General features: G+C 68.5%; 24 protein-coding genes and 1 tRNA gene. 6 read left to right on the top strand and 19 right to left on the bottom strand.

The window, feature by feature from the left end; all coding sequences use genetic code 11:
- Positions 1-17: 17 nt before the first annotated feature.
- Genes ABZX12_RS29955 through ABZX12_RS29945 form a run of 3 tightly spaced genes read right to left on the bottom strand, consistent with a single transcriptional unit; the run spans position 18 to position 2,797 of the window.
- On the bottom strand, positions 18-1,376 hold the full coding sequence (locus tag ABZX12_RS29955) for a HAMP domain-containing sensor histidine kinase (RefSeq protein WP_355698564.1): 1,359 nt from the start codon (positions 1,374-1,376) through the stop codon (positions 18-20).
- Positions 1,373-2,044, bottom strand: coding sequence for a response regulator transcription factor (locus ABZX12_RS29950; RefSeq protein ID WP_355698562.1), 672 nt, complete (start codon positions 2,042-2,044; stop codon positions 1,373-1,375). The genes ABZX12_RS29955 and ABZX12_RS29950 overlap by 4 nt, the downstream gene beginning before the upstream one ends.
- A 57-nt stretch (positions 2,045-2,101) precedes the next feature.
- Complete coding sequence (locus tag ABZX12_RS29945) at positions 2,102-2,797, bottom strand: hypothetical protein (RefSeq protein WP_355698560.1); 696 nt, start codon at positions 2,795-2,797, stop codon at positions 2,102-2,104.
- Positions 2,798-3,250: 453 nt separating this feature from the next.
- Between ABZX12_RS29945 and ABZX12_RS29940 the strand changes: the two genes are divergently transcribed.
- The gene (locus tag ABZX12_RS29940) at positions 3,251-3,652 is read left to right on the top strand and encodes an SHOCT domain-containing protein (RefSeq protein ID WP_355698558.1); all 402 of its coding nucleotides are present in this window, start codon (positions 3,251-3,253) and stop codon (positions 3,650-3,652) included.
- A gap of 98 nt (positions 3,653-3,750) precedes the next feature.
- Here ABZX12_RS29940 and ABZX12_RS29935 read toward each other — a convergent pair.
- Positions 3,751-3,824, bottom strand: a tRNA-Met gene (locus ABZX12_RS29935).
- Positions 3,825-3,939: 115 nt separating this feature from the next.
- Here ABZX12_RS29935 and ABZX12_RS29930 point away from each other — a divergent pair.
- Together ABZX12_RS29930 and ABZX12_RS29925 are read left to right on the top strand one after the other, a co-directional pair.
- Positions 3,940-4,905, top strand: a complete 966-nt coding sequence (locus ABZX12_RS29930) for a GNAT family N-acetyltransferase (protein ID WP_355698556.1) — start codon at positions 3,940-3,942, stop codon at positions 4,903-4,905.
- Between the two features lie 170 nt (positions 4,906-5,075).
- A complete protein-coding gene (locus ABZX12_RS29925; RefSeq protein WP_355698555.1) occupies positions 5,076-5,609 on the top strand; it encodes a hypothetical protein in 534 nt (177 codons plus the stop codon).
- Positions 5,610-5,693: 84 nt separating this feature from the next.
- Here ABZX12_RS29925 and ABZX12_RS29920 read toward each other — a convergent pair whose 3' ends face one another.
- From ABZX12_RS29920 to ABZX12_RS29900, 5 genes are read right to left on the bottom strand one after another with little or no spacing between them, the layout of a single operon-like run.
- Positions 5,694-8,681, bottom strand: a complete 2,988-nt coding sequence (locus ABZX12_RS29920) for a UPF0182 family protein (RefSeq protein ID WP_355698553.1) — start codon at positions 8,679-8,681, stop codon at positions 5,694-5,696.
- Positions 8,678-9,292, bottom strand: coding sequence for a PPA1309 family protein (locus ABZX12_RS29915; protein WP_355698551.1), 615 nt, complete (start codon positions 9,290-9,292; stop codon positions 8,678-8,680). The genes ABZX12_RS29920 and ABZX12_RS29915 overlap by 4 nt, the downstream gene beginning before the upstream one ends.
- A gap of 43 nt (positions 9,293-9,335) precedes the next feature.
- Positions 9,336-10,373, bottom strand: a complete 1,038-nt coding sequence (locus ABZX12_RS29910) for a PDZ domain-containing protein (RefSeq protein WP_355698549.1) — start codon at positions 10,371-10,373, stop codon at positions 9,336-9,338.
- The gene (locus ABZX12_RS29905; protein WP_355698547.1) at positions 10,370-10,642 is read right to left on the bottom strand and encodes a hypothetical protein; all 273 of its coding nucleotides are present in this window, start codon (positions 10,640-10,642) and stop codon (positions 10,370-10,372) included. The genes ABZX12_RS29910 and ABZX12_RS29905 overlap by 4 nt, the downstream gene beginning before the upstream one ends.
- A 30-nt stretch (positions 10,643-10,672) precedes the next feature.
- Entirely contained in the window at positions 10,673-11,098 is a 426-nt protein-coding gene (locus ABZX12_RS29900; protein ID WP_355698545.1) for a molybdenum cofactor biosynthesis protein MoaE, read from the bottom strand.
- 304 nt (positions 11,099-11,402) lie between these two features.
- Between ABZX12_RS29900 and ABZX12_RS29895 the strand changes: the two genes are divergently transcribed.
- Together ABZX12_RS29895 and ABZX12_RS29890 are read left to right on the top strand one after the other, a co-directional pair.
- The gene (locus ABZX12_RS29895) at positions 11,403-12,704 is read left to right on the top strand and encodes a zinc-dependent metalloprotease (protein WP_355698543.1); all 1,302 of its coding nucleotides are present in this window, start codon (positions 11,403-11,405) and stop codon (positions 12,702-12,704) included.
- 60 nt (positions 12,705-12,764) lie between these two features.
- Positions 12,765-13,307, top strand: a complete 543-nt coding sequence (locus ABZX12_RS29890) for an NUDIX domain-containing protein (protein WP_355698541.1) — start codon at positions 12,765-12,767, stop codon at positions 13,305-13,307.
- 295 nt (positions 13,308-13,602) lie between these two features.
- Here ABZX12_RS29890 and ABZX12_RS29885 read toward each other — a convergent pair whose 3' ends face one another.
- From ABZX12_RS29885 to ABZX12_RS29875, 3 genes are all read right to left on the bottom strand, one after another.
- Positions 13,603-14,148 (bottom strand): hypothetical protein, encoded by a 546-nt coding sequence (locus ABZX12_RS29885; RefSeq protein ID WP_355698539.1) that lies wholly within the window; start codon positions 14,146-14,148, stop codon positions 13,603-13,605.
- Between the two features lie 902 nt (positions 14,149-15,050).
- Positions 15,051-15,689 (bottom strand): DUF2064 domain-containing protein, encoded by a 639-nt coding sequence (locus tag ABZX12_RS29880; RefSeq protein ID WP_355698537.1) that lies wholly within the window; start codon positions 15,687-15,689, stop codon positions 15,051-15,053.
- A complete protein-coding gene (locus tag ABZX12_RS29875; protein ID WP_355698535.1) occupies positions 15,686-16,093 on the bottom strand; it encodes a helix-turn-helix domain-containing protein in 408 nt (135 codons plus the stop codon). The genes ABZX12_RS29880 and ABZX12_RS29875 overlap by 4 nt, the downstream gene beginning before the upstream one ends.
- Before the next feature lie 101 nt (positions 16,094-16,194).
- Here ABZX12_RS29875 and ABZX12_RS29870 point away from each other — a divergent pair, with 101 nt between their 5' ends.
- Entirely contained in the window at positions 16,195-17,109 is a 915-nt protein-coding gene (locus tag ABZX12_RS29870; RefSeq protein WP_355698533.1) for an NADP-dependent oxidoreductase, read from the top strand.
- 41 nt (positions 17,110-17,150) lie between these two features.
- Here ABZX12_RS29870 and ABZX12_RS29865 read toward each other — a convergent pair whose 3' ends face one another.
- The 7 genes from ABZX12_RS29865 to ABZX12_RS29835 form a co-directional block, all read right to left on the bottom strand.
- Positions 17,151-17,813: a response regulator transcription factor gene (locus ABZX12_RS29865; protein ID WP_355698531.1), complete on the bottom strand. Its 663-nt coding sequence runs from the start codon at positions 17,811-17,813 to the stop codon at positions 17,151-17,153.
- A gap of 129 nt (positions 17,814-17,942) precedes the next feature.
- Positions 17,943-18,617 carry a response regulator transcription factor gene (locus tag ABZX12_RS29860; protein ID WP_355698529.1) on the bottom strand — a complete coding sequence of 225 codons (675 nt, stop codon included), beginning with the start codon at positions 18,615-18,617 and terminating at the stop codon, positions 17,943-17,945.
- A 67-nt stretch (positions 18,618-18,684) separates the two neighbouring features.
- Positions 18,685-19,479, bottom strand: a complete 795-nt coding sequence (locus ABZX12_RS29855) for a prepilin peptidase (RefSeq protein ID WP_355698527.1) — start codon at positions 19,477-19,479, stop codon at positions 18,685-18,687.
- Positions 19,461-21,530 (bottom strand): hypothetical protein, encoded by a 2,070-nt coding sequence (locus ABZX12_RS29850; RefSeq protein ID WP_355698525.1) that lies wholly within the window; start codon positions 21,528-21,530, stop codon positions 19,461-19,463. Before ABZX12_RS29850 ends, ABZX12_RS29855 begins: the two co-directional genes overlap by 19 nt.
- Complete coding sequence (locus ABZX12_RS29845; protein WP_355698523.1) at positions 21,527-22,168, bottom strand: prepilin-type N-terminal cleavage/methylation domain-containing protein; 642 nt, start codon at positions 22,166-22,168, stop codon at positions 21,527-21,529. The genes ABZX12_RS29850 and ABZX12_RS29845 overlap by 4 nt, the downstream gene beginning before the upstream one ends.
- Positions 22,144-22,602, bottom strand: a complete 459-nt coding sequence (locus ABZX12_RS29840) for a type II secretion system protein (protein ID WP_355698521.1) — start codon at positions 22,600-22,602, stop codon at positions 22,144-22,146. The genes ABZX12_RS29845 and ABZX12_RS29840 overlap by 25 nt, the downstream gene beginning before the upstream one ends.
- Positions 22,599-23,804 carry a type II secretion system F family protein gene (locus ABZX12_RS29835; protein WP_355698519.1) on the bottom strand — a complete coding sequence of 402 codons (1,206 nt, stop codon included), beginning with the start codon at positions 23,802-23,804 and terminating at the stop codon, positions 22,599-22,601. The genes ABZX12_RS29840 and ABZX12_RS29835 overlap by 4 nt, the downstream gene beginning before the upstream one ends.
- Positions 23,805-23,806: the final 2 nt, after the last annotated feature.

Here is a 23,806-nt window from a genome sequence, read left to right as displayed (position 1 = left end):
GGCCACCACCCCTGCCCTCAGGGTAGGTCTGGCAGACAGGTCCTACTACTCACCGGCAGTTTCAGGCGGAGCAGGGCGCCAGTGCTGCGCGGTACGACTTCAGCTGTACCGCCATGAGCCTCGGCGACCTGCCGGACGATGGCCAGGCCCAGCCCTGATCCGGGATGCGCGCGGGCAGCTGGTGACCGATAGAAGCGGTCGAAGACGAACTCGAGGTCGCTGTCGGGGATGCCCGGACCGGCGTCCGCGACGTCGAGAGTGCCCTCCTTGACGCTGATCCGTACCTGGCCACCGGACGGGCTCCACTTCACGGCGTTGTCCACCAGGTTCGCGACAGCGCGTTCCAAGGCGTCAGGATCTCCGTGCACAAGGGTGGGCGCGCAGGTCAGCTCGAACTCGATCTGCGTCGCCCGCCGCGTCGCCCGGGCCGCCACGCGCTCGGCGACCAGGTCCAGGCGGACATCTTCGGTATGGAAAGCGGGCTGGCCGTAGCGCGCCAGATCGACCAGGTCGTTGATCAGCGTTCTGAGTTCGCTCGCCTGGTCGAGCGCTTCGGCGGCGAGTTGCGGGGCCTGCGCGTCGTACAGGTCTTCGGCCAGCAGTTCGAGGTTCACGGTCAGGCTCGTCAGTGGTGTACGCAGTTCGTGCGAGGCATCGGCCACCAGGCGGCGCTGGGCGCCGACCGACTCGTCCAGCGCGGCGGTCATCCCGGCGAACGCGGAGCCGAGCCGCCCGATCTCGTCCTGACCGTCGGCCGGGATCGGGATCGCCAGGTCGCCGGTCGTGCGAATCAGTTCGACGGTCTCGGTCAGCCGCCGGACAGGCCGGAGGACGCGACGGGCAGCGAGACGTGCGGCGACAGCGGCCAGGAGTCCGGCGGCCAAGGTGGACACCACGAGCAGCCAGGCGAGTCGACGCAGGGTGGGAGCAGGATCCGACACCGGTATCGCTGTGCGCACCAGCGTGCCGGAGGCGCCCGGGAATCTGGCCGTGTAGATGCGGTAGGCAACGTCGTTGTACACCGCAGTGCGGAAGTAGGCAGCGGCGGTTCCGTTGGCGACCGCGACGTCGCGGTCTGTCAGGTCGACGAACTGGGCCGACGGCCCGGCCGTGACCGGGTCCGGCACGATCTGCAGCTGGGTGCTCCCGATTCCCAGCGGGACTGCCGGAAAGGACCCCTCGTTCGACGTACCCCGGAACTTCTCCTTGATGGCTTTCGCGACGTCCGGCGCCTGGCCGGCCGCCGTCACGAGCGAACTGTCGATCTGGCCGCGGAGGCCGTGTTCCACGGCTGGGTACAGGACCACCGAGACGAGTACCAGGGCGGCTACGACGATGGACCCTCCGGCGATGGCCAGCCGGGTACGCAGGTTCACGGCTCCTCACGCAGGACATATCCCAGGCCGCGCACCGTCTGGATCAATCGGCTGCCGCCGTCCGCCTCGAGTTTGCTGCGCAGGTAGCTGATGTAGACCCACAGCGCATTCGACTCCGGGCCGAAGTCGTAGCCCCAGACGGACTCGAAGATCTGGGTCCGGCTCAGCACCCGGCGGGGATTGCGCAGGAACAACTCGAGCAGGGACAGCTCCGTCTTGGTCAGCTCCAGGCGACGGCCCGCGCGGCTGGCCTGGCGGCCGCTCAGGTCCAGGTCGACGTCGGTGAAGTGCAGCACCTCGGCTCTGGCGCCGCTGCGCCGCAGTAGTGCTCGCAGCCGGGCTCGCAGCTCCTCCAGAGCGAACGGCTTGGCCAGGTAGTCGTCCGCCCCAGCGTCGAGCCCGGCGACCCGGTCGGTGACCAGGTCCCGGGCCGTGAGCATCAGGATCGGTGTGTCGTACCCGCCCGAACGCAGCGTCCGGCAGACCTCGAGCCCGTTCGGCTCGGGCATCAAGACGTCGAGCACCACTGCGTCCGGGCGGAACACTCCGTGCTCGGCGAGCGCGGACGTCCCATCGGCGACCGAGGCGACGTCGTAACCGTCCCGGCCCAACGCATGCTCCAACGACCGCCGCACGGCCGGGTCGTCGTCCACGACAAGTATCCGCATGGTCGTCCATCCTCGCCGTCAATCATGAAGATTTCATGAGCTGAGCGACGCCGACTGTCAGCCGTTGTCCAGCGACTTCTTCAGATCCCCCAACGCGGTCTTCAACTGCTCTGCGCTGACCCCGAGCGAGGCGGCCAGGTCGCGGAAGGACTTGGAGGTCGGAACGATCCCGCCGGGCGTCGACACCAGAGCGACCAGGGCGGCCTTCGCCTTCGCTCGGCTGACGCCGAGCGCCGCCGCCAACCGGGCCGCCGCGGCGTCACTCGCGAACGGCGAGGTGCGCGGATCGTCCTTCTTGTCCTTGCCGTCCTTCTTGTCCCTGCCGTCCTTCTTGTCCCTGCCGTCCTTCTTGTCCTTGCCGTCCTTCTTGTGCTCGCCGTGCTTGTCTCCCGGACGCGGGCGCCCGGGGTTCAGGAACAACGGCGCGACGGCGGCCTTGACCCGCGCGACCGGCAACCGCAGGTTCGCCGCGACCGCCGCGGCGAATGCATCCAGCGTGACCTTGTCCGAGCCCCCCAGCGACATCTTGGCCGCGACGAGCGCGGCTTCGAGCCGATCGCGCGTCACCCCGAGCTGCGCCGCGATCTTGGCGAGGTCGGTGTTCTTGGCCGGTTTGGCTTTCCCGTCCGACTTGACCGCGGCACCCGATGTCGCCGCGCCGGGTTTCGGGTCCGCCATCGCCGCCGGCGCCATACCGGTCGTGGCCAGCGCCGCCACGGTCACCGTCGCCACGAGCAGGTGTGCACGTTTCATCATCGTGATCCCTTTCGTCCCTGAACGCCGGACAGTCCCGGCGCCCTGGACGACACACAACCGCCCCGCCCTCAGCCGCACTTTCAGCGAGCTTTAGAGCTCCCTTAGAAACCTCCACCGCGCCCAGGCCTGGGAGCGAGTGCGGCGAGAGACAAAACGAAGCGGGGGCAGGTTTGGGTACGGATCTGGGTACGACGTCACCAACGGCGAGGGGGCGATCCAGTCGCATCAAGCGCGGCTGCCAGAGATCATCCGGGTCCACCATGGATCTGCGGAAGCCACCGAGCCGAACGGAAGTACTCCGGCTGCACCCTAGGTGAGGAGTTCACCCCCAGCGGGTGAGGAACTGACATTCCGGACCTGCTGCAATGCGAACCGTAACGCCCGTCGGATGCGCAGGGGAGGCCCGACCTGGGTGAGCCGGGCGGCGCGAGTGCTCATCACTGGGAGGAAATGGCCGTGGATGCGATTACGAATGACTTCGGGGAAGTTCTCCTGTGGAGCTTCTGGTTCTTCATCTGGATCGCCGCACTGATGGTGTGGTTCCGGTGCCTGTGGGACCTGTTCGGCGACCGCTCGCTCAGCGGTTGGGCCAAGGCCGGCTGGGCGATCCTGCTGATCCTCGTGCCGTGGCTGGGGGCACTGATCTACCTCATTGCTCGGGGCCGGAGCATGAACGAGAGGCAGCGGACGGCGGCTGCACAGATGAAGGCCGAGCAGGAGAAGTACATCCAGGAGGTTGCCAGCACGTCCAAGAGCCCGACCGACGAGATTGCCAGCGCCAAGGAACTGCTCGACTCCGGCACGATCTCGCAAGAGGAGTACGAGTCCCTCAAGGCCAAGGCCCTCGCCTGACAACAACGGAGACGGCCCCTGACCGCGTCTCCGCAGGTCCTCAGACCCCACATAGTGCAAAGCGAAGGCCCGGACCTGATGGTCCGGGCCTTCTTCCGTAGCGGGGGCAGGATTTGAACCTGCGACCTCTGGGTTATGAGCCCAGCGAGCTACCGAGCTGCTCCACCCCGCGTCGTTGTGTCTTTAGTTTAGAGGATCTGGGCCGAGCAACCAAATCGGCCCCCGGCGCGGCTCCGGACCGGCGAAAACCCGTGTCTGTCGGGCACGTCCCGGCGTACCGTCCGAGTATGTCCCAACACGTCATCCGCCCGTTCGAGGAGGCTGATCTGCCGGCGGCGGCGGGCTTGCTCGCCGAGCGGCACCAGGAGCACCGCAAGCGTCACCCGCTGCTTCCCGCTGACTACGAGGACGAGCAGCTCGCGCTCGTCGAAGTGACGGCCGCATGGGAGAGCGAGGGCGCGTCAGGCGCCGTCATGGTCGAGCACGGCGAACTGACCGGCTATCTGCTCGCCGCACCGAAGCCCTCGCCGGTGTGGGGTCCGAACATCTGGGTGGAGGCCGCCGGTCACGCCGTCCGTGAGCCGGAACACATCCGCGACCTGTACGGCGCCGCCGCTGCCCAATGGGTCGACGACGGCCGCACCGCGCACTACGTCCTGGTGCCCGACGACACTGAACTGATCGATGCGTGGTTCCGGTTGGCGTTCGGCTCGCAGCATGCGCACGCGGTCCGCCCCGTCCCCGAGTCGCCACTCGCACAGCCGCCGAACCTCGCAGTACGGCGCGCCGTCCGCGCGGACATCCCGGTACTCGCGGAGCTCGACCTCGCCCTGCCGCGTCATCAGGGCCTGTCGCCGGTGTTCTCGTCCGGCGAGATGCCGACGCTGGAGGAGGCGGTGGCGGACTGGCAGGAGTCGATCGACGACCAGGACTACGCGACCTTCGTTGCCTCGTACAACGGTGAGGTCATCGGCTCGTCGGTCGGATGTTCGCTGGACAAGTCGAGTTCGCACAACGGTCTGGCGAAGCCCGACAACGCCGGCTTCCTCGGGTTCGCGGCCGTCCTTCCCGCGGCGCGCGGACTCGGGGCCGGGCGCGCGCTGGGCGAGGCCGTGCTGCAGTGGTCGGCGGAGACCGGGTACACGTCGGTCGTGACGGACTGGCGGGTGACGAACCTGTTGTCGTCGCGGACGTGGCCGCGGCTCGGGTTCCGGCAGACGTTCCACCGGCTGCATCGCCTGATCGGGCACTGACCCCGGGTTTGTCCACAGATCCGGATTCGCCGGTCCGGACGCGGTGCGATCGCTGCATCTTCTTGGTCACGAACGGCGTCTCGCAGCAGGCGAGGCGCCGCCGATTCCAGGAGGCAGCCATGTCGCGTTCATCGCTTCGTTCCCGAGCCGTGCCGTCCGCCCGTCGTATCGTGACCGGGAGCGCGGTCGTCCTGGCCGCGCTCGCGCTCTCGACGACCGCCCCCGCCTCGGCCACCGGGTTCGCGCCTTCGTCGACGCACTCAGCGACTCATCCATCGACCGAGCAAAGGGCTGGCACCTTGGACGGCTTCGTGATCGAGAACCTCCCCGACGGCCTCGGCACGCCGAGCGACTTCGAGTACGAGTGGGAGGACGTGTCGTTCCACAGCCGGGTCTGGGAGACCGGGCCGGATCCGGAGGGCGCGTTCAAGGTCGACCTGACCGTGAAGACCCTCCGCGGCGAGCGGCTGACCGACCTCGAGGCCGTGAAGGACTTCCTCGTCGAGTATGAGGAGAAGGAGCCGGGCGACTGGCAGCTCGTCCCGGTCAAGGTCGGTGGGTACGACGGTCTCCTCGCCGGCGACGAGGTGTTCTACTTCATCGAGCCCGGCGTCGCGGCCGAAGTGACGATCGATCACGAGCGTTTCACCGACGAGGATCTGGTCGACACCGCCGCCGGGTTCCACCCGGAGCCGACGACGTGATGCCGTAGGCAACCAAGCCGGGGCAGACGAAAGGGCGGCGACCCCGACTACTGTCGGTGTCGCCGCCCCTGGAAGCCCGTGCGCTCAGCCTGTCGGTGAGCTCGGTGGGCTAGATGGCGTCGGAGATGCGGGTGGACTCGACGGACTGCCGGACGGCGTGGCCGACGGCGTCGGCGTGGGCGTTCCCGCCGCGGCGGCGGCAGCCCTGTCGAGCGCCGCCTTCATCTGGTTCAGGTTGGTCTGGTAGCCGGCGAGGTCGCCCTTCGTCAGGGCTGCCTGCGCTCGTGTCCAGGCAGCCTGTGCGTCGGCGATGGCCTGCTTGACCGTCTGGTTCGGCTGCTGCGTAGGCGGTTTCTCGGTTCCTGGTGGCAGCTCACCGGTGTCGACGTTGGTCTTGAAGACCTTGTTGAGGGCCTCTTGCAGCGTTCCGCCGTAGGCCACGCCGTCACCGAACGACACCAGCACGTACCGCAGAACGGGGTAAGTACCCGCTCCGCTGGTCCGCACCGAGTACACCGGCTGGACGTAGAGCAGACCACCGCCGAGCGGCAGCGTCAGCAAGTTGCCGTACTGCGCTCTTGCGCCGCTGTTCGGCTGGTTGATCGGCAGCAACGCCTGTCTGATGCCTTCGTCGGTCTGGAACTTGTTGTAGACCTGCCCCGGACCAGGTATCTGCAGGTTCCCCGGCAATCGCAGCACCCGGAACTTGCCGTAGTCCGGCGAGGTCGCCTCGGCATCGACGGCTACGAATGCTGTCAGGTTCTCCCGTTCACCGTTCGGCACGTACACCGACGTCAGTGAGAACTTCGGCTCGGTCTGACCGGGCATCCGCAACGAGAGGTAGAAGGGAGGCTGGCTGATATGCGTCGCCGAGTCACTGCCGGACGAGACCGCGGTCGGGTCGTCCGGGACGCGCCACAGGTCGCTGTTCTGGTACCACGTGCCGGCGTCCTCGACGTGGTACTTCGCGAGCAGGTCGCGCTGGACCTTGAACATGTCCTCCGGGTAGCGCAGGTGCGACATCAGGTCGGGCGAGATGTCCGAGCGCGGCTTCACCGTCCCGGGGAACGCCTTCATCCAGGTCTTCAGCACCGGGTCGCTCTCGTTCCAGGCGTACAGCTCGACCGAGCCGTCGTAGGCGTTCACAACCGCCTTGACCGAGTTGCGGATGTAGTTGATCTTCTCGCTCGGCTGCTGCGCGATCGTCCCGCGGCCGGTCGTGGTGTCCCGGGTGCTGACGTCCAGGTCGACCTTCTGGGAGTACGGGTAGTTGTCCGACGTGGTGTAGCCGTCGACGATCCAGACCACCTGGCCGTCGACGATCGCCGGATACGGGTCACCGTCCGGCGTCAGCCACGGCGCCGCCTTCTCCACCCGCTCGCGCGGGCTGCGGTCGTAGAGGATCTTCGACTCGGGGTTCACCCGGCTGGACAGCAGGATGTTCGCGTCCCGGAACTTCGTTGCGTAGAGCAACCGGTTGGCGAACGACCCGATCGGGACGCCGCCCTTGCCCTCGTAGGTGTTCAGCGTCGGGTCGCCGCCGGACTTGCCCTCCGGCGTGTCGAGCTCGACCGGCTGTCCGCCGGCCGGAGCGCCCACGATCGAGTAGTCCGGGGACTGCTCGCCGAAGTAGATCCGCGGCTCGTACTTGCCGAGGTCGCCGGTCGGCGGCAGGTCCTTCTCGGTCCACACCGGGATGCCGCCCTGCGACTGGTTGCCGTTCGCGGCGACGACTCCGTAGCCGTGCGTGTAGACGGTGTGGTCGTTGTTCCAGTTGCGCTGGCCGGCCGGCAGCCGGTCGACCTGGACCTCGCGGACCGCGATGACGGTGTCGTTGACCTTGCCCTTGACCTTGTACCGGTCGACGTCCAGATCGGTCGGGAACGAGTAGAACCCGCGGACCTGCTGAAGCTGCTCGAAGGTCGGACCGATCACGGTCGGGTCGATCAGCCGGATACCGGGCAGCACCTCGGCATCGGCCGCCAACTCCTCCGGCTTGGCCGTCGTCTCCGCCCGGTACTCGGTGACGTCCGCGCCCTCGAGCCCGTACGCCTGACGCGTGGCCTCGATGTTCTTCGTGATGTACGGCGCTTCCTTCACCGGCTCGCTCGGTCGCACCCGCAACTGCTGGAGCGCGGCCGGCCAGAGGGCGCCGAGCAGGATCGCCGACAGGATCAGCACCACCGTGCCGACGCCGGGCAGCAGCCAGGTCCGGCGGACCACGTTGGCGAAGAACAGCCCCGCGCACAGGACCGCGATAACGGCCAGGATCTCCTTGCTGGGCAGGATGGCGTTGTCGCCGGTGTAGGAAACACCGGTGAAGAGCTTGGCGTCGGAGGTCGTCAGACCGTACCGATCCAGCCAGTAGCTGAAAGCCTTCAGCAGCACGAGCAGCCCGAGCAGCACGGAGAACTGCACCTGCGCCGCGCCCGACGCCTTCTGCCCCTTGGCGGACGGGCGGAAGCCACCGTAGAGGTAGTGGGTGATGATCGCAGCGACCAGCGACAGCAGGACGATCGAGTAGCCGAAGCCGAGCAGCACGCGCAGCCACGGGTAGTCGAAGACGAAGAACGCGATGTCCTTGTTGAAGTGCTTGTCGGTGACGCCGAAGGGGGTCCGGTTCCGCCAGGCCAGGAAGACCTTCCACTCCCCCGACGCTGCCGAGCCGCCGAAGATCAGCATCAGGGTCGCGATCACTCCGACCGCGATCTTCCCGTGCTGCTGCAACAGGTCGCCGTACCGTTCGAAGCCCGGGCTCGGCGACGGCGCGAGCGCCACCCGCGGTCGGGTGCGGAACGCGACGATGATGTTCGCGACGACGGCCGCGGCCATCAGCAGACCGACGATCACGAACAACAGCACCCGGGTGCCCAGCACGGTGCTGAAGACCGAACCGAGGTCCACCGACCGGTACCAGAGCCGCTGGGTCCAGACATCGGTGAACACGCTGAAGAGGATCAGCAGGACGATCAGTGTGGCGATCGTCGGCAGCAGTGCGCGGGGGCGCCCGCCGCTGCGCCGTGGTCTCCGGGCGGCGGGCTCCTCCGGCATGTCGTAGACGCCGTCGCTCATGGTTTCTCCTCGTCGTCGCTCATGCCGTCGACCCCAGGACCTTCACCCGACCGGCTGCCGACCGAAGGTTCGAATGTCAAAGACAGTACTTCGCACAGCGTGGGGACCAAGTCGACGCCGGTGAGCACCGCGCTGTCCTCGTCGTGGGCGCGCAGCCGGACGGCGCCGAACCGGTCGCCCGCACGCAGCACCGCGGCGACCATCCGGACCTCGTGCCGGCGCGGATCGCTCCCGGCCAGCCGGGCCAGTTCGGCGTCCGACTCGACACTGGACAGCCCGGACTCGGCCGCCGCCGGCAGCACGATCCGCTCGATCGCCAATGCACAGCCGGCGACACCGTCGGGCCATTCGATCCGGCCCAGGGTGTCGGCCAGATGCTCGTCCTCCACTCCGCCGGGGAGCTCGCCCTGCGCGACCGGAGTCAGCGGCTGGGACGCGTCCTCGGCACCGAGCTCCGCGGCGAGCTGCGGCTCCGCGCGGAGCAGTTCCGCGGTCGGGACCAGCGCGAACAACTGCGCGGGCTGGTCCCAGCCCGCGCTGCTCACGTGCTTCTCGATCTCGATCACCGCGCGGCTGAGCGCGTCGGACGGCAGCATGCCTACGGAATCCATGCCGGCAGCCCTCCCCTTCGGTTCGCCGGTTCGTACAAACGACTCATTGGCTGCACGACGGGACCTCGCCCTTCCCGTCGGCGACCGCTTTCAGGGCGCTGATCGCGTCGTTCAGCGTGCTGATCTTCACCAGCTGGATGCCCTTCACGTCCGCGTGCAGCGCGGCTGCGCAGTTCGGCGCCGGGACCAGGAACACCGTCGCGCCGTCGTTGCGGGCGCCCGCGATCTTCTGCTGGATGCCGCCGATCGCGCCGACCTGGCCGAGCGCGTCGATGGTGCCGGTTCCGGCGACGTGCTTGCCGTTCAGCAGCGCGCCCGGCGTCAGCTTGTCGTAGATGGCCAACGCGAACGCGGTGCCCGCGCTCGGACCGCCGATGTCCTGCCCGAGGTTGACCGTCACCTTCACCTGCGAGTCGACACCGATCGTGATCCCGACCATCGGCCGGGTCTCGTCGCCCGGGGTCGCGGCCGTCTTCAGCTGGACGGTCTGCTCGGCGGTGCCGCGGCGGATCAGGAAGACGACGTTCTCGCCCACTTTGTGCTTGCGGACGAACTCGCCGACCTGCGGGACCTGCGTCACCGGCTGACCGTCGACGGCCAGCACGATGTCACCCGGCTTCAGCTTGCCTTCGGCCGGGGACTTCTCCGCGACCGTCGACACCTTCGTGTGGAACGGGACGTTCGCCGCCTGCAGTGCCGCGGCGACCGCGCTGTCCTGCGAGCCCGTCATCTCGGCGGTGTTCTGCTGCTCGACCTCGTCGGCGCTCTGGTCCGGCGGATAGATGATGTCGCGCGGGAACAGGTCGTGGTGCGGGTCGAGCCAGTTCCGCATCGCCTGGGGCAGGGTCAGCTGACGGTCCGGAGAGGTCACGGACACAGTGGTCAGATCGAGCTGCCCCGACGTCGGGAAGGTCTCATGGCCGGTGATCTCGATGACCGGTTTGTTCTTCGACGCCCCCAGCGTGTCCTTGACCGGACCGGGGCTGAACGAGACGAACGGTACCGGGAAGGCGGTGACCAGCCCCAGCGAGACGACGAGCACGACGATCGAGGTGACCAATGTGGCGGTACGACGTGTCACGAACCCTGCCCTGCGATCTTGGAGCCGGAGCCACGGACCTCGGAAGAGACCGGCTGATGGATACGACGACCGAGGCCGCGACGACGTTCCGGAGTGGCCCGCGGGCCGGGCGCGGCGAGTGCGGCGTTGAAGCGACGGAAGTCCTCGACCGAGGCAAAGGCACCGCCGGACCGGCGCGGCTCACGGCTGCGCCAGCCGCGCCAGGCGGCCCAGCACATCGCCAGCAGCGTGGCCATCAGCGGAAACGCCAGCCACGCCAAAACCTTCATCCGGCCACCTTCATGCGCCCAGCGTACGGGTCAGTTAGCGCCGACCCACTCGCTGCCACCGTCGCTGAAGCTCTGGTGTTTCCAAATCGGGACCTCGGCCTTGAGGTCGTCGATGAGTCGCCGGCACGCGGCGAACGCCACATCGCGGTGCGACGCGGCCACCGCCACGATCACCGCGGCGTCCCCGATCACCAGGTCCCCGGTGCGGTGTACGGCGGCCAGCGCCGTCACCGCCGGATCGTCGCAAACACGCTGCGCCACCTTCCGCAGGTGCTCCAGCGCGTCCGGGTGGGCCTCGTAGCTCAGGCGGTCGACCGGCTTGTCCTGGTCGTGGTTGCGCACAGTGCCGATGAAAAGCGCAGTTCCGCCCGCCGTCGGATCCGCGACCGCGGCCAGCACCTCGTCGCTGGACAGCGCACTGTCGCGGATGTCCAGCAGCCTGATCGCGTCGCTCATCCCGTTCCTCATTCCCGCCGTGTCCCCACACACCATTCGATCCCGCGCCGCAATTCTCCCTCCCGCCCGCCGACTCCCGGACACCACCTCCCGTTCGGGGGCGTTCGGAGACTGCGGTGCGTGGTCCGGCGTACACCGGGAGAGACTGTTGCCCTGCTCACCTACCCGCCGTCCGCCGGCCGGTCCGGCATCGCGGCTCTGCCTGCGGCGAACAGAGGCGGCGATGCGGTCGCCGGACGAGGAACTGGTCGACGGAACCAGTACGTTGGAGTAGTACGCCCCACCCGCACAGGAAGGCCCTCCGATGAGCGACGAACCGGACAACCCGTTCAAGGGAACGCCGTTCGAGGCCATGTTCCAGCAGTTCTCCGGTGCGGCCGGCGCGGGCGGCACCCCGGACCTGAACGCGATCTTCGCCCAGGTCCAGCAGTTGCTCAGCGGTTCCACCGACGGCAAGCCGGTGAACTGGGACCTGGCCAAGGACATCGCCCGCAAGACCGTCTCCACCGCCGGGGACCGGTCGATGACGTCGACCGACGGCGATCGGGTCGCGGACGCGGTCCGGCTCGCCGAGCACTGGCTCGACGACGCCACCACGCTGCCCGAGGTGTCCGCCACGTCCGCGGCCTGGAGCCGCGCGGAGTGGGTCGAGAACACCCTCCCGGTCTGGCAGACGATCGTCGACCCGGTCGCGGAGCACGTCGCCGGCGCGATGGGCAACGCGCTGCCCGCCGAGGCGCAGCAGTTCGCCGGCCCGATGGCCGGGATGCTGCGGCAGCTCGGCGGTTCCGTCTTCGGCGCGCAGGTCGGCCAGGGGCTCGGAGAGCTCGCCGGCGAGGTCGTCAGCTCCTCCGACATCGGGCTGCCGCTGGGCCCGACCGGTCAGGCGATCCTGCTGCCCGACAACATCGCCAAGTTCGCCGAGGGGCTCGGGCTGACCGACGAGGACGTCCGGCTGTACCTGGCGTTGCGTGAGGTCGCCCACCAGCGGCTGTACGCCGGGGTGCTGTGGCTCCGTCAGCACTTGCTCGCCGCGGTTGCCGACTACGCGGCCGGCATCGAGGTCGACACCGGCAAGATCGAGCGCGCGATGGCCGACATCGACCCGCAGAACCCGGAGGCCATGCAGGAGGCACTCGCCGGCGGCATGTTCGAGCCCGAGGACTCCGAGCAGCAGAAGGCAGCGCTCGTCCGGCTCGAAACCACGCTGGCCCTGGTCGAAGGCTGGGTCGACGACGTCGTACGGGAAGCCACCAAGGACCGGATGCCCGCCGCGGTCCAGCTCGCCGAAACGGTTCGGCGCCGCCGCGCCGCCGGCGGTCCGGCCGAGCAGACGTTCGCGACCCTCGTCGGTCTGCAGTTGCGCCCCCGCCGCCTCCGCGACGCCGCGAACCTCTGGGCCGCCGTCCGCGACGCCCGCGGTGTCGAAGGCCGTGACAACCTCTGGTCCCATCCGGACCTGATGCCGAGCACCGGCGACCTGGACGACCCCATCGGCTTCGCCCAGCACGCAGGCGAACTCTCCGACATCGACATCAGCGACTTCCTCGACGCCGAGACCCCCGAGCCGCCGACCGAGGACGACGGCGACAACCCCGCCAAGTAGCTGCGGCGTTCTCCACACCCCGCCTGAGTGTGTCCAGGCGGGGATGTGGACACTTGCGGAATGCTTCATGGCGACGCAGTCGAGGTCTTGAAGAGGTGGCACGCGCCCGACGCCGAGCAGGAAGAGCTGCGGGCGCACTACCTGCGCCACCTCTCGACCCACCCGGACGGGATGTGGCGCAGCTGCCGCCCGGAGCACGTGACGGCCAGCGCGCTGGTTGTCGATGCTGCAGGCCAAAACACCCTGCTGACGCTGCACAAAACAGTCGGCCGCTGGCTCCAGCTCGGCGGTCACTGCGAGCCTGGCGACACCACACTGACCGGCGCCGCCCTCCGCGAAGCAACTGAGGAATCCGGCCTCTCATCCCTCACAGTCAGCCGCGAGCCGCTCCAGCTCTCCCGCCACCTACTAGAAGCGGGCGGCTGCGCCGGCGCCTACCACCTCGACGTCCAGTTCCTGGTCACCGCGACATCCACGGATTACGTCGTCAGCGAGGAATCCCACGACCTCGCCTGGTTGCCACTCGACGCCCTCCCGCCCGACACAGACACCTCCGTCCAGGAACTGGCCTCCCGCGCACGGCATCACCTCGATCAGCACTGATCACGCCGCCGAGCTCTTGGACTGACAGGATCCGCGGCTTCGTCAGCTGGTGAGGCGAAAAGCGCAGACGGTGGTCGGCCTCGCGGATCTCTGCCGCACTCCCCGTTCACTGGATCGCCCTGCGCCTGCGGGTCCGAGCACAGCTTTCCCCGGCGATCCCCGTTACCTCTTCGTGGCCCCGCAACGGGGCTCCCGGCCTCCGGTCCGGCATGGCTGTTCCCCCTGTAGCTCGCATGATCCGGGGGGGTGGTGTCACCGGGCCGGAGGCATCGGTAGACCGCCGTGGGCGAAACGGTCAGCTGAGCCGCGGGTCCGCCATCAACACCACGCGATTGGCTGCGGGATCGAACCCGAGCACCGGATGCCCGTTGTCACCCTCAGCCGTCATGACCACCGGCTTGCCAAGCCTGCGACCCACAGCGGCGAAGAACCCGCACAGGATGTCCACTCTTTCCTGGCCCTGCAGTTCGCGAAGGTCGACATCGAAGTCGATCTCTTCGGCCGACATCGGACGGAAGATCGCCAGCACATCCGGAACCGGCCAGACCCGCAGATCGACAGCGTCCGCAGAGGCCGGACGCATCAGCACCTCCGCCGCTGACGGCAGTGGCCCAGCGACGCCGCCTACCGAGTACTCCCACGCCCATCCACTCGACCGGATCAGATCGAACACCGCCTGCCAGTCGTCGACCGAGGTCCCCGCCACGGACACGTCCGGTAGAGCACCCATCAGGTCAGGGTCGAAGAAGTTCCTGACGTCGTCCCACAGCAGATCCGGCATCCCGCCATGCTGCCCGCCAACACCCCGCGAACGCAGCCCGATTTCCTTGACGAACCCCATAGAGGCACCCCCGCATCCCCTCGCCCTGCGATCCCGCTGCGTGGCAGAGCCACCCGCTCATCCAGCGCTTCCAGCTGTTCCCGCCGTACGACAACTCCCAGGCCTGCCCGTCGTACTCCCCCCGCTGCTACTGCGTCCCACCGTCGCCCGCACACCCCCATGCACTGGATCGTGCTGTGCCCGCAGGTGCGAGCACAGCTCCTCCCAGCAATCCCCCGTGTCCCCAATCGCCCTGCGATCCCGCTGCGTGGCCGAGCCAAGCCACCCGCTCGTGCAGGGCTTCCAGCTGTCCTCGCCGTACGACATCTCCCAGGCATGCTCGTCGTACGCCCCCCGTGCTTCGGCTCCCCGCGGGTACTGCGTCCAACCGTCCCCGTGTACCCCGTGCACCGGATGGCGCTGTGCCTGCGGGGTGCGAGCACAGCTTCCCCAGCGGTCCCGTCCGTCGCCATGCCCGTGCTGGGAATCCCCCGTGGGTGCTGCGTTTCAGCCGCCGCACTCCCCCGTGCACTGGATCGAGCTGTGCCCGCGGGTGCGAGCACAGCTCTCCCAGCAATCCCCGTATCCCCCATCGCCCTGCGATCCCGCTCCCTGCCCGAGCCACCTGCTCGTGCAGGGCTTCCAGCTGTCCTCGCAGTACGACGTCTCCTAGGCCTGCCCGTCGTACTGCGCCCCCGTGATCGTCGCGGTGCCGTCCCCCAGACGGCACTGCGTTTACGGCCCTGCGGTTCCCCGTGGTGCTGCGATCCCCGTTCCCCCGTGCGGTCCCCGTCGTGCTCTTGCCCGGACCGCATCCCCCCGGTGCGGTCGGGTTGTCGTCGGGTGCCGCCCCTGAACGGCATCGGCGATCGGTGTTGCTCCCCGTTGCATGGTGAACGAGCGGGTTCGGGGAAGGTGACGGGTCAGGCGTGACGAAGTTGGGATCTTGTGGCGTCCCAGCCTTCCAGCCCTGGATCCAGTCGCGCTATGTCAGCGTTCGATCGCAGACGGTGCCAACCCGGGCCGATCGCGACCGCGTGCCGGCGTGGCTTGCGGGCTTCGAGCAGCGCCAGCGGGGTGTCGAAGGTCGGCGCGAGGTCGGCGATCCAGGAAGCGACCGGAGACCCGACGCCAATGGCGACGAGCGAACCGTCCTCGGCCGGCGTGACCGCGATGTCGGCGTGGCTCAGCGCCCGGAAGAGCTTGCCGATCAACAGCCCGGGAAGATCGGGTACGTCGTGCGAGACGGCAACGACCGCCGCAGCCGGCCCGACCACCTCGACCGCATCCAAGACGGGCCGCTCGGGATCGACGGCGTACGTCGGTGTGCCGGGCCAGGTCAGCGCGCTCATCTCAGCCACCGCGGCGTCATCCCCGCCGGCTACGGCGACCGCCACGTCGACGCGGTCGAGGGCGGCGAGCACCTCGTACGTGTCCTCCGCCAAGGCCAGCCGCCACTTCTCCGGATCTCGTCCCGGCGGCGCCCACGTCCCGACCGCAGGCACGACGACAACCACCACCCGCCGATCATCGCCGACACCGGACCCGTCGGTCGCGCTCATGCCGGAGCGCTCGTCGCGTCGTAGACGGAGCGGGCAGTCTGAACCTCAGGCATGTGCGTCTCGGCCCAAGACTTGATGGCCGCGATGAGTGGCATCAGCGTGCCGCCAAGCGGCGTGAGCTCGTAGTCGACGCGTACCGGAACGGACGGAGTGACCGAGCGAGTAAGCAGGCCGTCGCGTTCCAGCGAGCGGAGGGTCTGGGTCAGCATCTTCTGGCTGACGCCGGCGATCCGGCGCGACAAGTCGGAGTAGCGCTGCGGCCCGTCCGCGAGAGCGGTCAGCACGAGAGTCACCCACTTGTCGCTGATCCGATCGAGCAGTTGCCGGGCCGGGCAGGTCGCCAGGAACGCGTCGTACTCGCGGGCGGCCTCCTCCCGGAGCTGAGCTGCGGTACGGGTCGGCATGGCTCTCCTCGTCGTGCGGTACGCACTCCGAAGTACGTACTTCCCGTCAGAGAGTAACTCTCCCAGAGTGATGCGCAAGCCCACATCGAAAGAGAGACATCATGCGCGCACTGGTCGCCCGGAAGCTCGCCGGCCCCGATGCCATCGAGCTGATCGAGACCCCCATTCCCGAACCAGCCGAAGGCCAGGTGCGGATCAAGGTAGCCGCGGCCGCGGTCAACCCGGTCGACGTGGCGGTCAGCGCGGGCCTCTTGGTCCAGTCCGGCTTGACCGCCGTCCGCCCCCAGTTCGGCCTTGGCTGGGACGTGGCAGGAACAGTGGACGCCGGCGACCGCCCGCCAGGTACGGCGGTGATCGGGCTCGCCGACCTGCTCGGCCGCCCGCTGAAGACGCATGCGGAGTACGTCGTCCTGAATACCGACGCCGTCGCAGAGGCGCCTGCGGGCATGGAGCTGATCCCCGCGTCGACATTCGCCCTCAACGCCTCGACAGCACTCCAAGCCCTGCGCGCCTTCGAATGCGGCCAGACAATCTTGATCACCGGCGCAGCAGGCGGCGTCGGCGGCTACGCAGTCGAGCTCGCGAAGCACTTCGGCCTGACCGTGATCGCCACCGCCGGCGAGCAGGACGAGGAGCTGGTACGACGCCTCGGCGCGGACCACTTCATCGCCCGCTCGAAGGATTTGCCGACCGAGGTACGCCGGATCGTCCCGACCGGCGCGGACGGACTGGTCGACGCCGCGGTCACCGGCATCGCTGCCCAAGAAGCAGTGCGCAACCGCGGCCGGCACGTCCATCCACAAGGCGGTCCGCGGCCGCCGCAGCTCCGCGGCATCACCGTCGAGCAGCTCTTCGTCCAGGCGAGCCGCGACGATCTCGAGCAACTCGTTCAGCTCGCGGAGTCGGGTGTGATCTCGGCTCGGGTTGCCGACACATATCCGCTCGAGGAGGCCGCGACGGCGTACCAGAGGCTGGCCAAGGGCGGCGTCCGCGGCCGCCTCGTCGTCGTCCCCTAGGCGATTGCGGCCCTTGGCCATGGCGACCCTTGGCGACGGCCCTAGGCGATGGCCGGCAGTTCGGCGGTGATCAGGCCGAGGCGAAGCGCCGTCATGATCGCGATGGCCCGGTTCGTCGCGCCGAGCTTCTCGTAGAGGCGAGCCACGTACGTCTTCGCGGTGGAGAGGCTGACGAACATCGCGCCGGCGATCGCCGGGACCGACAGCCCGTCGGCGAGCAGGTGCAGAACCTCCTGCTCACGCCCGCTGAGCGACAGCGCGCAGCCCTTCGCGACCACGCGGCCGCGGCGGGCCAGGGCGGGCGCGAGGCCGGTCGCGGTGAACGAGGACGCGGCGACGGCGGCATGCCGGATCGCTCCGAGCAGTTCGGTGTTCGGAGCGGTCTTGGCGACGAAGGCGGAGGCTCCGTTCTCCAGGGCCCGGAACAGTACGTCGTCCTCGTCCTGCGAGGTCAGCACCACGATCCCCAGTGCAGGGTGGCGATCGCGCAGCTCGCGCGCGACGCGCAGGCCGTCGGCGTCCGGCAGCATCACGTCGAGGACGACGACGTCCGGGCGGGCGGAGGCGACCAGCGCCAGCGCCTCGGACGCGAGGCCACACTCACCGACGACGCTGATGTCGGCGTCGGCACCGACCAGCCGGATCAGCCCGTACCTGGTCAGTGTGTGGCCGTCGATGACGACGACGGTGATCGAACCGTTCATGATGTGCCCCCGTGAGACCCCTCAGCACAGAGTGACGAATTTCACCTGCTGTAACTGAAATCGGGCGGAGATCGCACCCCGTTACGCGAATCAAGCAGGTGTTTTCCACCCACTTGGTTGAACGCTTGGTTACCAACTTCCGGAGCGTGCGAGGGTCGCTGCGGGACGCTCCTGCTCGATCAGGCCGAGGCGCAGACCGGCCATGATCGCCTGGGCCCGGTTCGACGCGCCGAGCTTCTGGTAGAGCCTCGCGACGTACGTCTTCGCCGTCGAATGGCTGACGTACATGCTAGTTCCGATCGCGGCCACGGACAGGCCCGCGCCGAGCAGGGCCAGGACCTCGTTCTCGCGCGGGCTCAGCATCGCCTTGGCGCCGGCGGCCTGACGTCGCGCGAGCGCCTGACCAAGGCCGCTGGCACTGAACGAGCCGGCCGCGACGGCCGCGTGGCGAATCGCCGCGAGCACCTCGCCTGCGGGCGCAGTCTTGGCGACGAACGCCGACACACCCATCTCCAGAGCCCGGAACAGCACGTCGTCCTCGCCGTTCGACGTCAGCAGCACGATCCCGAGACCGGGATTGCGGTCGCGGAGCTCGCGGGCCACCCGCAGCCCGTCGACGTCCGGCAGTGCGGTCTCGAAAACGACGACGTCGGCCGCGGTGGTCGCGACGATCGCGGCCGCCTCCGCGCCGAGGCCGGTCTCGCCGACGACGACGATGTCCGGTTGTGCGCTCGCCAGGCCGGTGAGCCCGAAGCGCGTGAGAGTATGGCCGTCGACGACGACGGTCTTGATCCGATAACTCATTGTGTTCCTCCCCGTGTTGTCGTCACCCTAGGTAACGGAAACACGGAGCGACTAGGGACTTTGGTCCCTAGTACGAGGGACTCAGCAGGCCCCCGTACCAGCTCGCCACCGGGGCAGCCGCGAACACCGCGAGGAGCATGCCGCCGATCATGAACGGACCGAACGGCAGCGCCGTCTTGCGCCCGCCGCGGCCGGCCACCATCACAACGACGCCGACGGCCGCCCCGAGCAGGAACGCCGCGAACGCGCCGACCAAGAACGTCTGCCAGGAGAGGAACGCCAGTACGCCGCCGACGAGGCCGGAGAGCTTGACGTCACCCCAGCCCATCCCGGCCGGGTACGCGACGACCAGGAGCAGGTAGAACCCGAACAACACGGCCCCGCCGATCACAGCTCGCCCGAGCGCCCACCAGTGGTGCTCCCACGCGGCGGCGCCGGCCAGTAGTGCCAGCAGGACCGGGTACGACGGCACCACGATCGCGTTGGGCAACCGCCGTACGTCGAGGTCGATCAACGCGAGCGCCACTCCCGCACCGGCGAACCAGAGGTACGCCGGAAGTACCGCAACCGTGTCGAACCGCAGGGCGATCGCGGCGAACAGGAGCCCGGTCGCGAGTTCCACCAGCGGATACCGCACGCTGATCGGCAACTGGCAGTCCGCGCATCTCCCCCGCAACAAGACCCACCCGACCACGGGCACGTTGTGCCTGGCACGCACGAGACTGTCACACCGCGGGCAGTGCGACGGCGGATTCACCACCGACTCCCCGCGCGGCACGCGGTACACCACCACGTTCAGGAACGACCCGACAGCCAGCCCGAGCAGCCCGGCGAACAGCGCGATCATCCTGGCCTCGACCAACTGAGCACGGTCACTTGCCGGTGTCCGGGGCTCGGTGTCATCGGATTGGAGTCGACCAGCGCGATCTTCGACCGCAACGCCGGCGTGCCACCCGTCGAGCACGGTCCTGATCCGGAGCAGATATACGTCGACAGGTAGAGACTGAACACGAAGCCTGGCGAATCGTCCGGCACCTCGATGACCGGGCCGCCGAACGTGAAGCTGCCGGTGACCTTGACCCACAACGACCGCGAGACGACCCCGAACCGGAAGACCTGCTCCTCGGCGTTGTTGAGCGTGATGTCCAGGACCGCCTTCGGCGTATACGTCGTGCCCTGGACGTAGAACAGGCTGTCGTTGGACTGGGCGCTGACAACCGCGCAGGTCGATGCGTTGCCGACCCCGGTGTACGGCGTGTTCGTGATGCACCCGGAGCCGCCGCGCAGGGTCGGGGTGACGACGGTCAGCTCGAGCCTCAGCGTGTCGAGCATCTCGGTGCCCTTGTGCTTCACACCCGCCGAATAGGTGAGCTTCGTTCCGGAGAGATTGCCGCTGGTGACGAGCTGCGCGAGCGTGCCGAGACCGCCTTGGAGTACGTCGATCGACTCGGTGTGCACAGCGGTGTCGCCGTACGACGGGACCGTGACACTGAACGGCGTACCGTTCGTCGGCTCGAGTCGGACCGAGAGAGCGTCCTGGGTCGAGCCTGCCGTGTTCCCGTGGGCGACGATCAACTTGGCGGCGGTGAGCACCGAGCCCGCCGGGATCGCGGTCGGTGGCGTGTAGCCCGACACCTTCACCGTCCCGGTCTCGTTGCTCGCGCTCGTCTTGACCCACGTCGCGCTCTTGCCGTCGGCCAGACCGATCCAACCGGGGTTGTTCGTGAACACGCCCGGGTCGTCGACCGTCGTCATGCTCAGCGCGTTGGTGCCGGTCCACGCCGTCGGCGTGTCCGCGCCGGTGGTCTGGCCGTAGATCGCGATCGGCGCCCTGTCGGTGTGGTACGAACCGCAGATCTCCGCGTGCCCCTTGTTGACCACGAGTTGGCTGTCGCCGCCGAAGACGAACTGGACACCGACGGCGCCCGCGTCGTTGATCGGGTTGTCGCACGCGCCCGGGATGTCGGGCATCACCGGGGGCTTGGCGATGATGATGCCGGCGGCGTTGGTCGGCGTACCGCCGACCAGGGTTCCGTTGTCGATCGTCCAGATGTTCGAGCCGGACGGGAGCAAGGGGTTGGAGTTGGTGCCGCTGTTGCGGAAGTCGAAGTAGTACGTGCCGGGCTTGAACCACCAGGTGCTGTCCTTGCACGCGCTGCTGCTCTTCATCATGGTGCTCAGCCCGACGGCGTCGTCGTACGTACCCGGCTCGAACGTGACGACCGTGCCGCGAGTGGTGCAGGCCGGCAGGTCGCGGTGCGGCGGCGGTGCGCTCGCGTCGGAGGCGTAGTTCGGGTCGTCGCCGAGCTCATTGGCGGCACCGCCGATGTTGCACGCCGTACCGACGCTCTGGATCGTTCCCGCGCAGGCGCCACGTGCCCAGACGTTGGCATTCGTGTTCAGGATGCCTTTGACCACGTTGATGTTGGAGTTGGAGAACACGTTGCCGTGCACGCGGAACGCGGACCCGGTGCTCGGCTGGGTGATGTTCAGACCGTCCTCGCCGGCGACCTTGCCCAGCGTCAGGATGGCGTTGCCGGGCCGGTTGCAGTTCGACAGCGACGGGCACTGGATCAGGACCTTTTTCGGGTCGGCCTCGCAGGTGACCGCGGCGGAGTCACTGCCGTGGAAGTTGGGCAGCTGGAGCGTGTCGCTGGAGCCGAAGCAGTACTGGCCGGTGTTGTGGTTGTAGCTGCTGTTGCGCAGGTTGTTGATCGCGGCCTGCATCGCACCGTCGGCGTTGTAGGTGTCCGCGACCTGGTCGCGCAGGCCGACCGTCGTCCGCACACTGGTGTCCGACAACGTGAGGAGCGCGGACAAGCTGAGGGCGATCACGGTGATCACGATCAGCGCCAGGACGAGCGCCGCGCCCTCGTCCCCGCGAGCACGCGCGCGGGCGATCCGGTCTTTCATTGCTGCCTCCGCTGACCGGTGAGAGTGATCGGGTAATCGCCGACGGACGCCCGCGTGACCTGAAACGCCATGGAGATCTGGTCGGGTACGTCGGCCGCCTCGCAGGCGCTCGAACACGTGACAGCCACGCTCCCCGGCTTCACGTTGTGCGCGACGACGATGTCGGTCCCTGTGGTGGCCGGGCCGATGCACTTGACCCGGTGCAGCTCGCTGACGACGCCGACCGGCTTCAAGTAATAGGCCACGATGTTGGTGGACGCATCCGTCTTGGAGGCGTCCCACACGTCCGAGAGGAACCGGACCACGGCCGCCGAGGACCCGCAGGTGTAGCCACCTTCGTTGTACGCCGCACCGAGTTGCACGGACTGCTTGAACGGCACCGAGCTCGCACTCACGGCCGCCCAGTCCCGCAGTCCCACCTCGGCGACGTCGCGGGCGAAGTACGACGAACTGATCTGGGCGTCGTGTGACAACTCCAGCCGGTCGGACGTGTCTGTGGTGTTGCGAAAGGCGCCGATGACGACGTTTGCCAGCGGCACCGTGATGACGGCGAGGATCGCGACGGCGACGAGCAACTCGACCAGGGTGAACCCCTCGTCGGCACGGCGGCCGGTCAGCATGTCGTGTCCAATCCGCACGGCTTCCGCAGTACGACGTCCACTCGCTCGGTGGTGCGGCCGTCGCTGCTGGCGACCTGGATCGTCAACTGCTGCAGACCGAGGTCGGACGAGCAGCTCGACTGCCATGAGCTGCCGTTCCAGTACCGGACCGTCCCGGCGACAACGCTCGGCGTGAACCCGGACGGCGCGCTGAAGACCGGCACCAGAGCGTCCGGCTTGTACGACGTGGCGCTCGCACACGGCACGTAGTGCTCGGCAGCAACTGAGCTCTGGATCGCCTCGGCGTAGTCGCGGACCGCTGTGCCGGCCGTCGCCTGTTTGCGGTGTACGTCGGAGATCAGGACGCTGGTGACCAGCCCGGCCATGATCGCGACCACGGCGATGCCCATGATGGCGACCGCGATCAGTAGCTCGAGCAGCGATTCGCCCTGCTCGCCACGGGGGCTGCTCATGACTGGACCTGGCGGAAGATGCCGTACATCGCGGACACCAGGGCAACTGCGACGAAGCCGACGATCAGGCCCATGACCACGATCACGAGCGGCTCGAACAGGCCGATCAGCTTCTTCAGCTTGTAGTCCAGCTCGCCCTCGTAGTACTCGGCCGTGACTTCGAGCTGCGTGTCCAGAGTGCCGGTGTCCTCACCGACCAGCATCATCTGCGCCGCGGTCTTCGGGAACAGCTTGGTCGCCGCCAGTGGACGGGCGAGGCCCTCTCCCTCCAGTAGGGCCTCGCCCGCCACGCCCAGCGAGCGCCGGAACACCAGGTTCGGCAGCGAACCGGTGGCGACGCGGAGCGCTTCCGGCAGCTGCACGCCCGCACCGACCATCGAGGCGAGGATGCGGCAGAAGCGCTCGACCAAGGCGAACTGGATCGTGCCGCCGAGCACCGGCAGCGCGAGGAACAGCTTGTCGCGCAGGTAGCGGCCGCCGTGCGTCTGCACGACACCGAAGATCAGCAGCGCCAGTACGGCGACTCCGCCGCCGAGCGCCCACCACCACGCGGTCAGGAAGTCCGTGACCGCGAGCAGCATCCGGGTCGGCAGCGGCAGCGTCGCGTGCAGGCCGGCGAAGAAGTCCTTGAACCGCGGCAGCACGAACGCCGCGAGCACGATCACCGTGACCATCGACATCAGCGCCACGATCGACGGGTAGATCATCGCCTGCTTGACCTTGCGGCGCGCCTCGAGGTCGCGCTCGAGGTACGTCGCGAGCTGCTGCAGCACCGTGTCCAGCTGCCCGCTCAGCTCGGCCGAGCGGAGGATGCCGCGGTAGAACTCCGGGAAGATCTTCGGGTGCCGGTCGAAGCAGTCCGAGAGCTTCTCGCCGCCGCGCAGACCGTGCTCGACCTCGGCCATCATCCGCCGGACCGACGCGTTGTCGGCCTCCTCGCCGAGCGAGTGCACCGCGTCGATCAGCGGCAGGCCGGCCTTGATGAAGGCGCCCAGCTGACGCGACAGGTGCATCACCTCCTCGCGCTTCACGCGGCGCGGCGTGATTTCGAGCTGCAGGACGCTGCGCTTCTCGGTGACCCGGATGTCGCGCAACTCGAGCTCGTACAGCGCCAGCTCGGCGTCCTCGCGGCTCTCCGCCTTGGTCGTGCCCTTCGCGACCTGGCCGTCCGGCGCGGTCGCGACGTACGCGTACTTCGTCATCG

The organism is Kribbella sp. NPDC003505 (assembly GCF_040610875.1).
Lineage (GTDB): Bacteria > Actinomycetota > Actinomycetes > Propionibacteriales > Kribbellaceae > Kribbella.
The sequence above is the reverse complement of the archived record's forward strand: the minus strand, read 5'-3'. Positions and strand labels throughout refer to the sequence as shown.

Coding starts and splice junctions, on each gene's coding strand:
- ABZX12_RS29950 (WP_355698562.1), bottom strand. CDS start 2,044: ATGCGGATACTTGTCGTGGACGACGACCCGGCCGTGCGGCGGTCGTTG.
- ABZX12_RS29945 (WP_355698560.1), bottom strand. CDS start 2,797: ATGAAACGTGCACACCTGCTCGTGGCGACGGTGACCGTGGCGGCGCTG.
- ABZX12_RS29940 (WP_355698558.1), top strand. CDS start 3,251: ATGGCCGTGGATGCGATTACGAATGACTTCGGGGAAGTTCTCCTGTGG.
- ABZX12_RS29930 (WP_355698556.1), top strand. CDS start 3,940: ATGTCCCAACACGTCATCCGCCCGTTCGAGGAGGCTGATCTGCCGGCG.
- ABZX12_RS29920 (WP_355698553.1), bottom strand. CDS start 8,681: ATGAGCGACGGCGTCTACGACATGCCGGAGGAGCCCGCCGCCCGGAGA.
- ABZX12_RS29915 (WP_355698551.1), bottom strand. CDS start 9,292: ATGGATTCCGTAGGCATGCTGCCGTCCGACGCGCTCAGCCGCGCGGTG.
- ABZX12_RS29905 (WP_355698547.1), bottom strand. CDS start 10,642: ATGAAGGTTTTGGCGTGGCTGGCGTTTCCGCTGATGGCCACGCTGCTG.
- ABZX12_RS29900 (WP_355698545.1), bottom strand. CDS start 11,098: ATGAGCGACGCGATCAGGCTGCTGGACATCCGCGACAGTGCGCTGTCC.
- ABZX12_RS29895 (WP_355698543.1), top strand. CDS start 11,403: ATGAGCGACGAACCGGACAACCCGTTCAAGGGAACGCCGTTCGAGGCC.
- ABZX12_RS29890 (WP_355698541.1), top strand. CDS start 12,765: ATGCTTCATGGCGACGCAGTCGAGGTCTTGAAGAGGTGGCACGCGCCC.
- ABZX12_RS29885 (WP_355698539.1), bottom strand. CDS start 14,148: ATGGGGTTCGTCAAGGAAATCGGGCTGCGTTCGCGGGGTGTTGGCGGG.
- ABZX12_RS29880 (WP_355698537.1), bottom strand. CDS start 15,689: ATGAGCGCGACCGACGGGTCCGGTGTCGGCGATGATCGGCGGGTGGTG.
- ABZX12_RS29875 (WP_355698535.1), bottom strand. CDS start 16,093: ATGCCGACCCGTACCGCAGCTCAGCTCCGGGAGGAGGCCGCCCGCGAG.
- ABZX12_RS29870 (WP_355698533.1), top strand. CDS start 16,195: ATGCGCGCACTGGTCGCCCGGAAGCTCGCCGGCCCCGATGCCATCGAG.
- ABZX12_RS29865 (WP_355698531.1), bottom strand. CDS start 17,813: ATGAACGGTTCGATCACCGTCGTCGTCATCGACGGCCACACACTGACC.
- ABZX12_RS29860 (WP_355698529.1), bottom strand. CDS start 18,617: ATGAGTTATCGGATCAAGACCGTCGTCGTCGACGGCCATACTCTCACG.
- ABZX12_RS29850 (WP_355698525.1), bottom strand. CDS start 21,530: ATGAAAGACCGGATCGCCCGCGCGCGTGCTCGCGGGGACGAGGGCGCG.
- ABZX12_RS29840 (WP_355698521.1), bottom strand. CDS start 22,602: ATGAGCAGCCCCCGTGGCGAGCAGGGCGAATCGCTGCTCGAGCTACTG.
- ABZX12_RS29835 (WP_355698519.1), bottom strand. CDS start 23,804: ATGACGAAGTACGCGTACGTCGCGACCGCGCCGGACGGCCAGGTCGCG.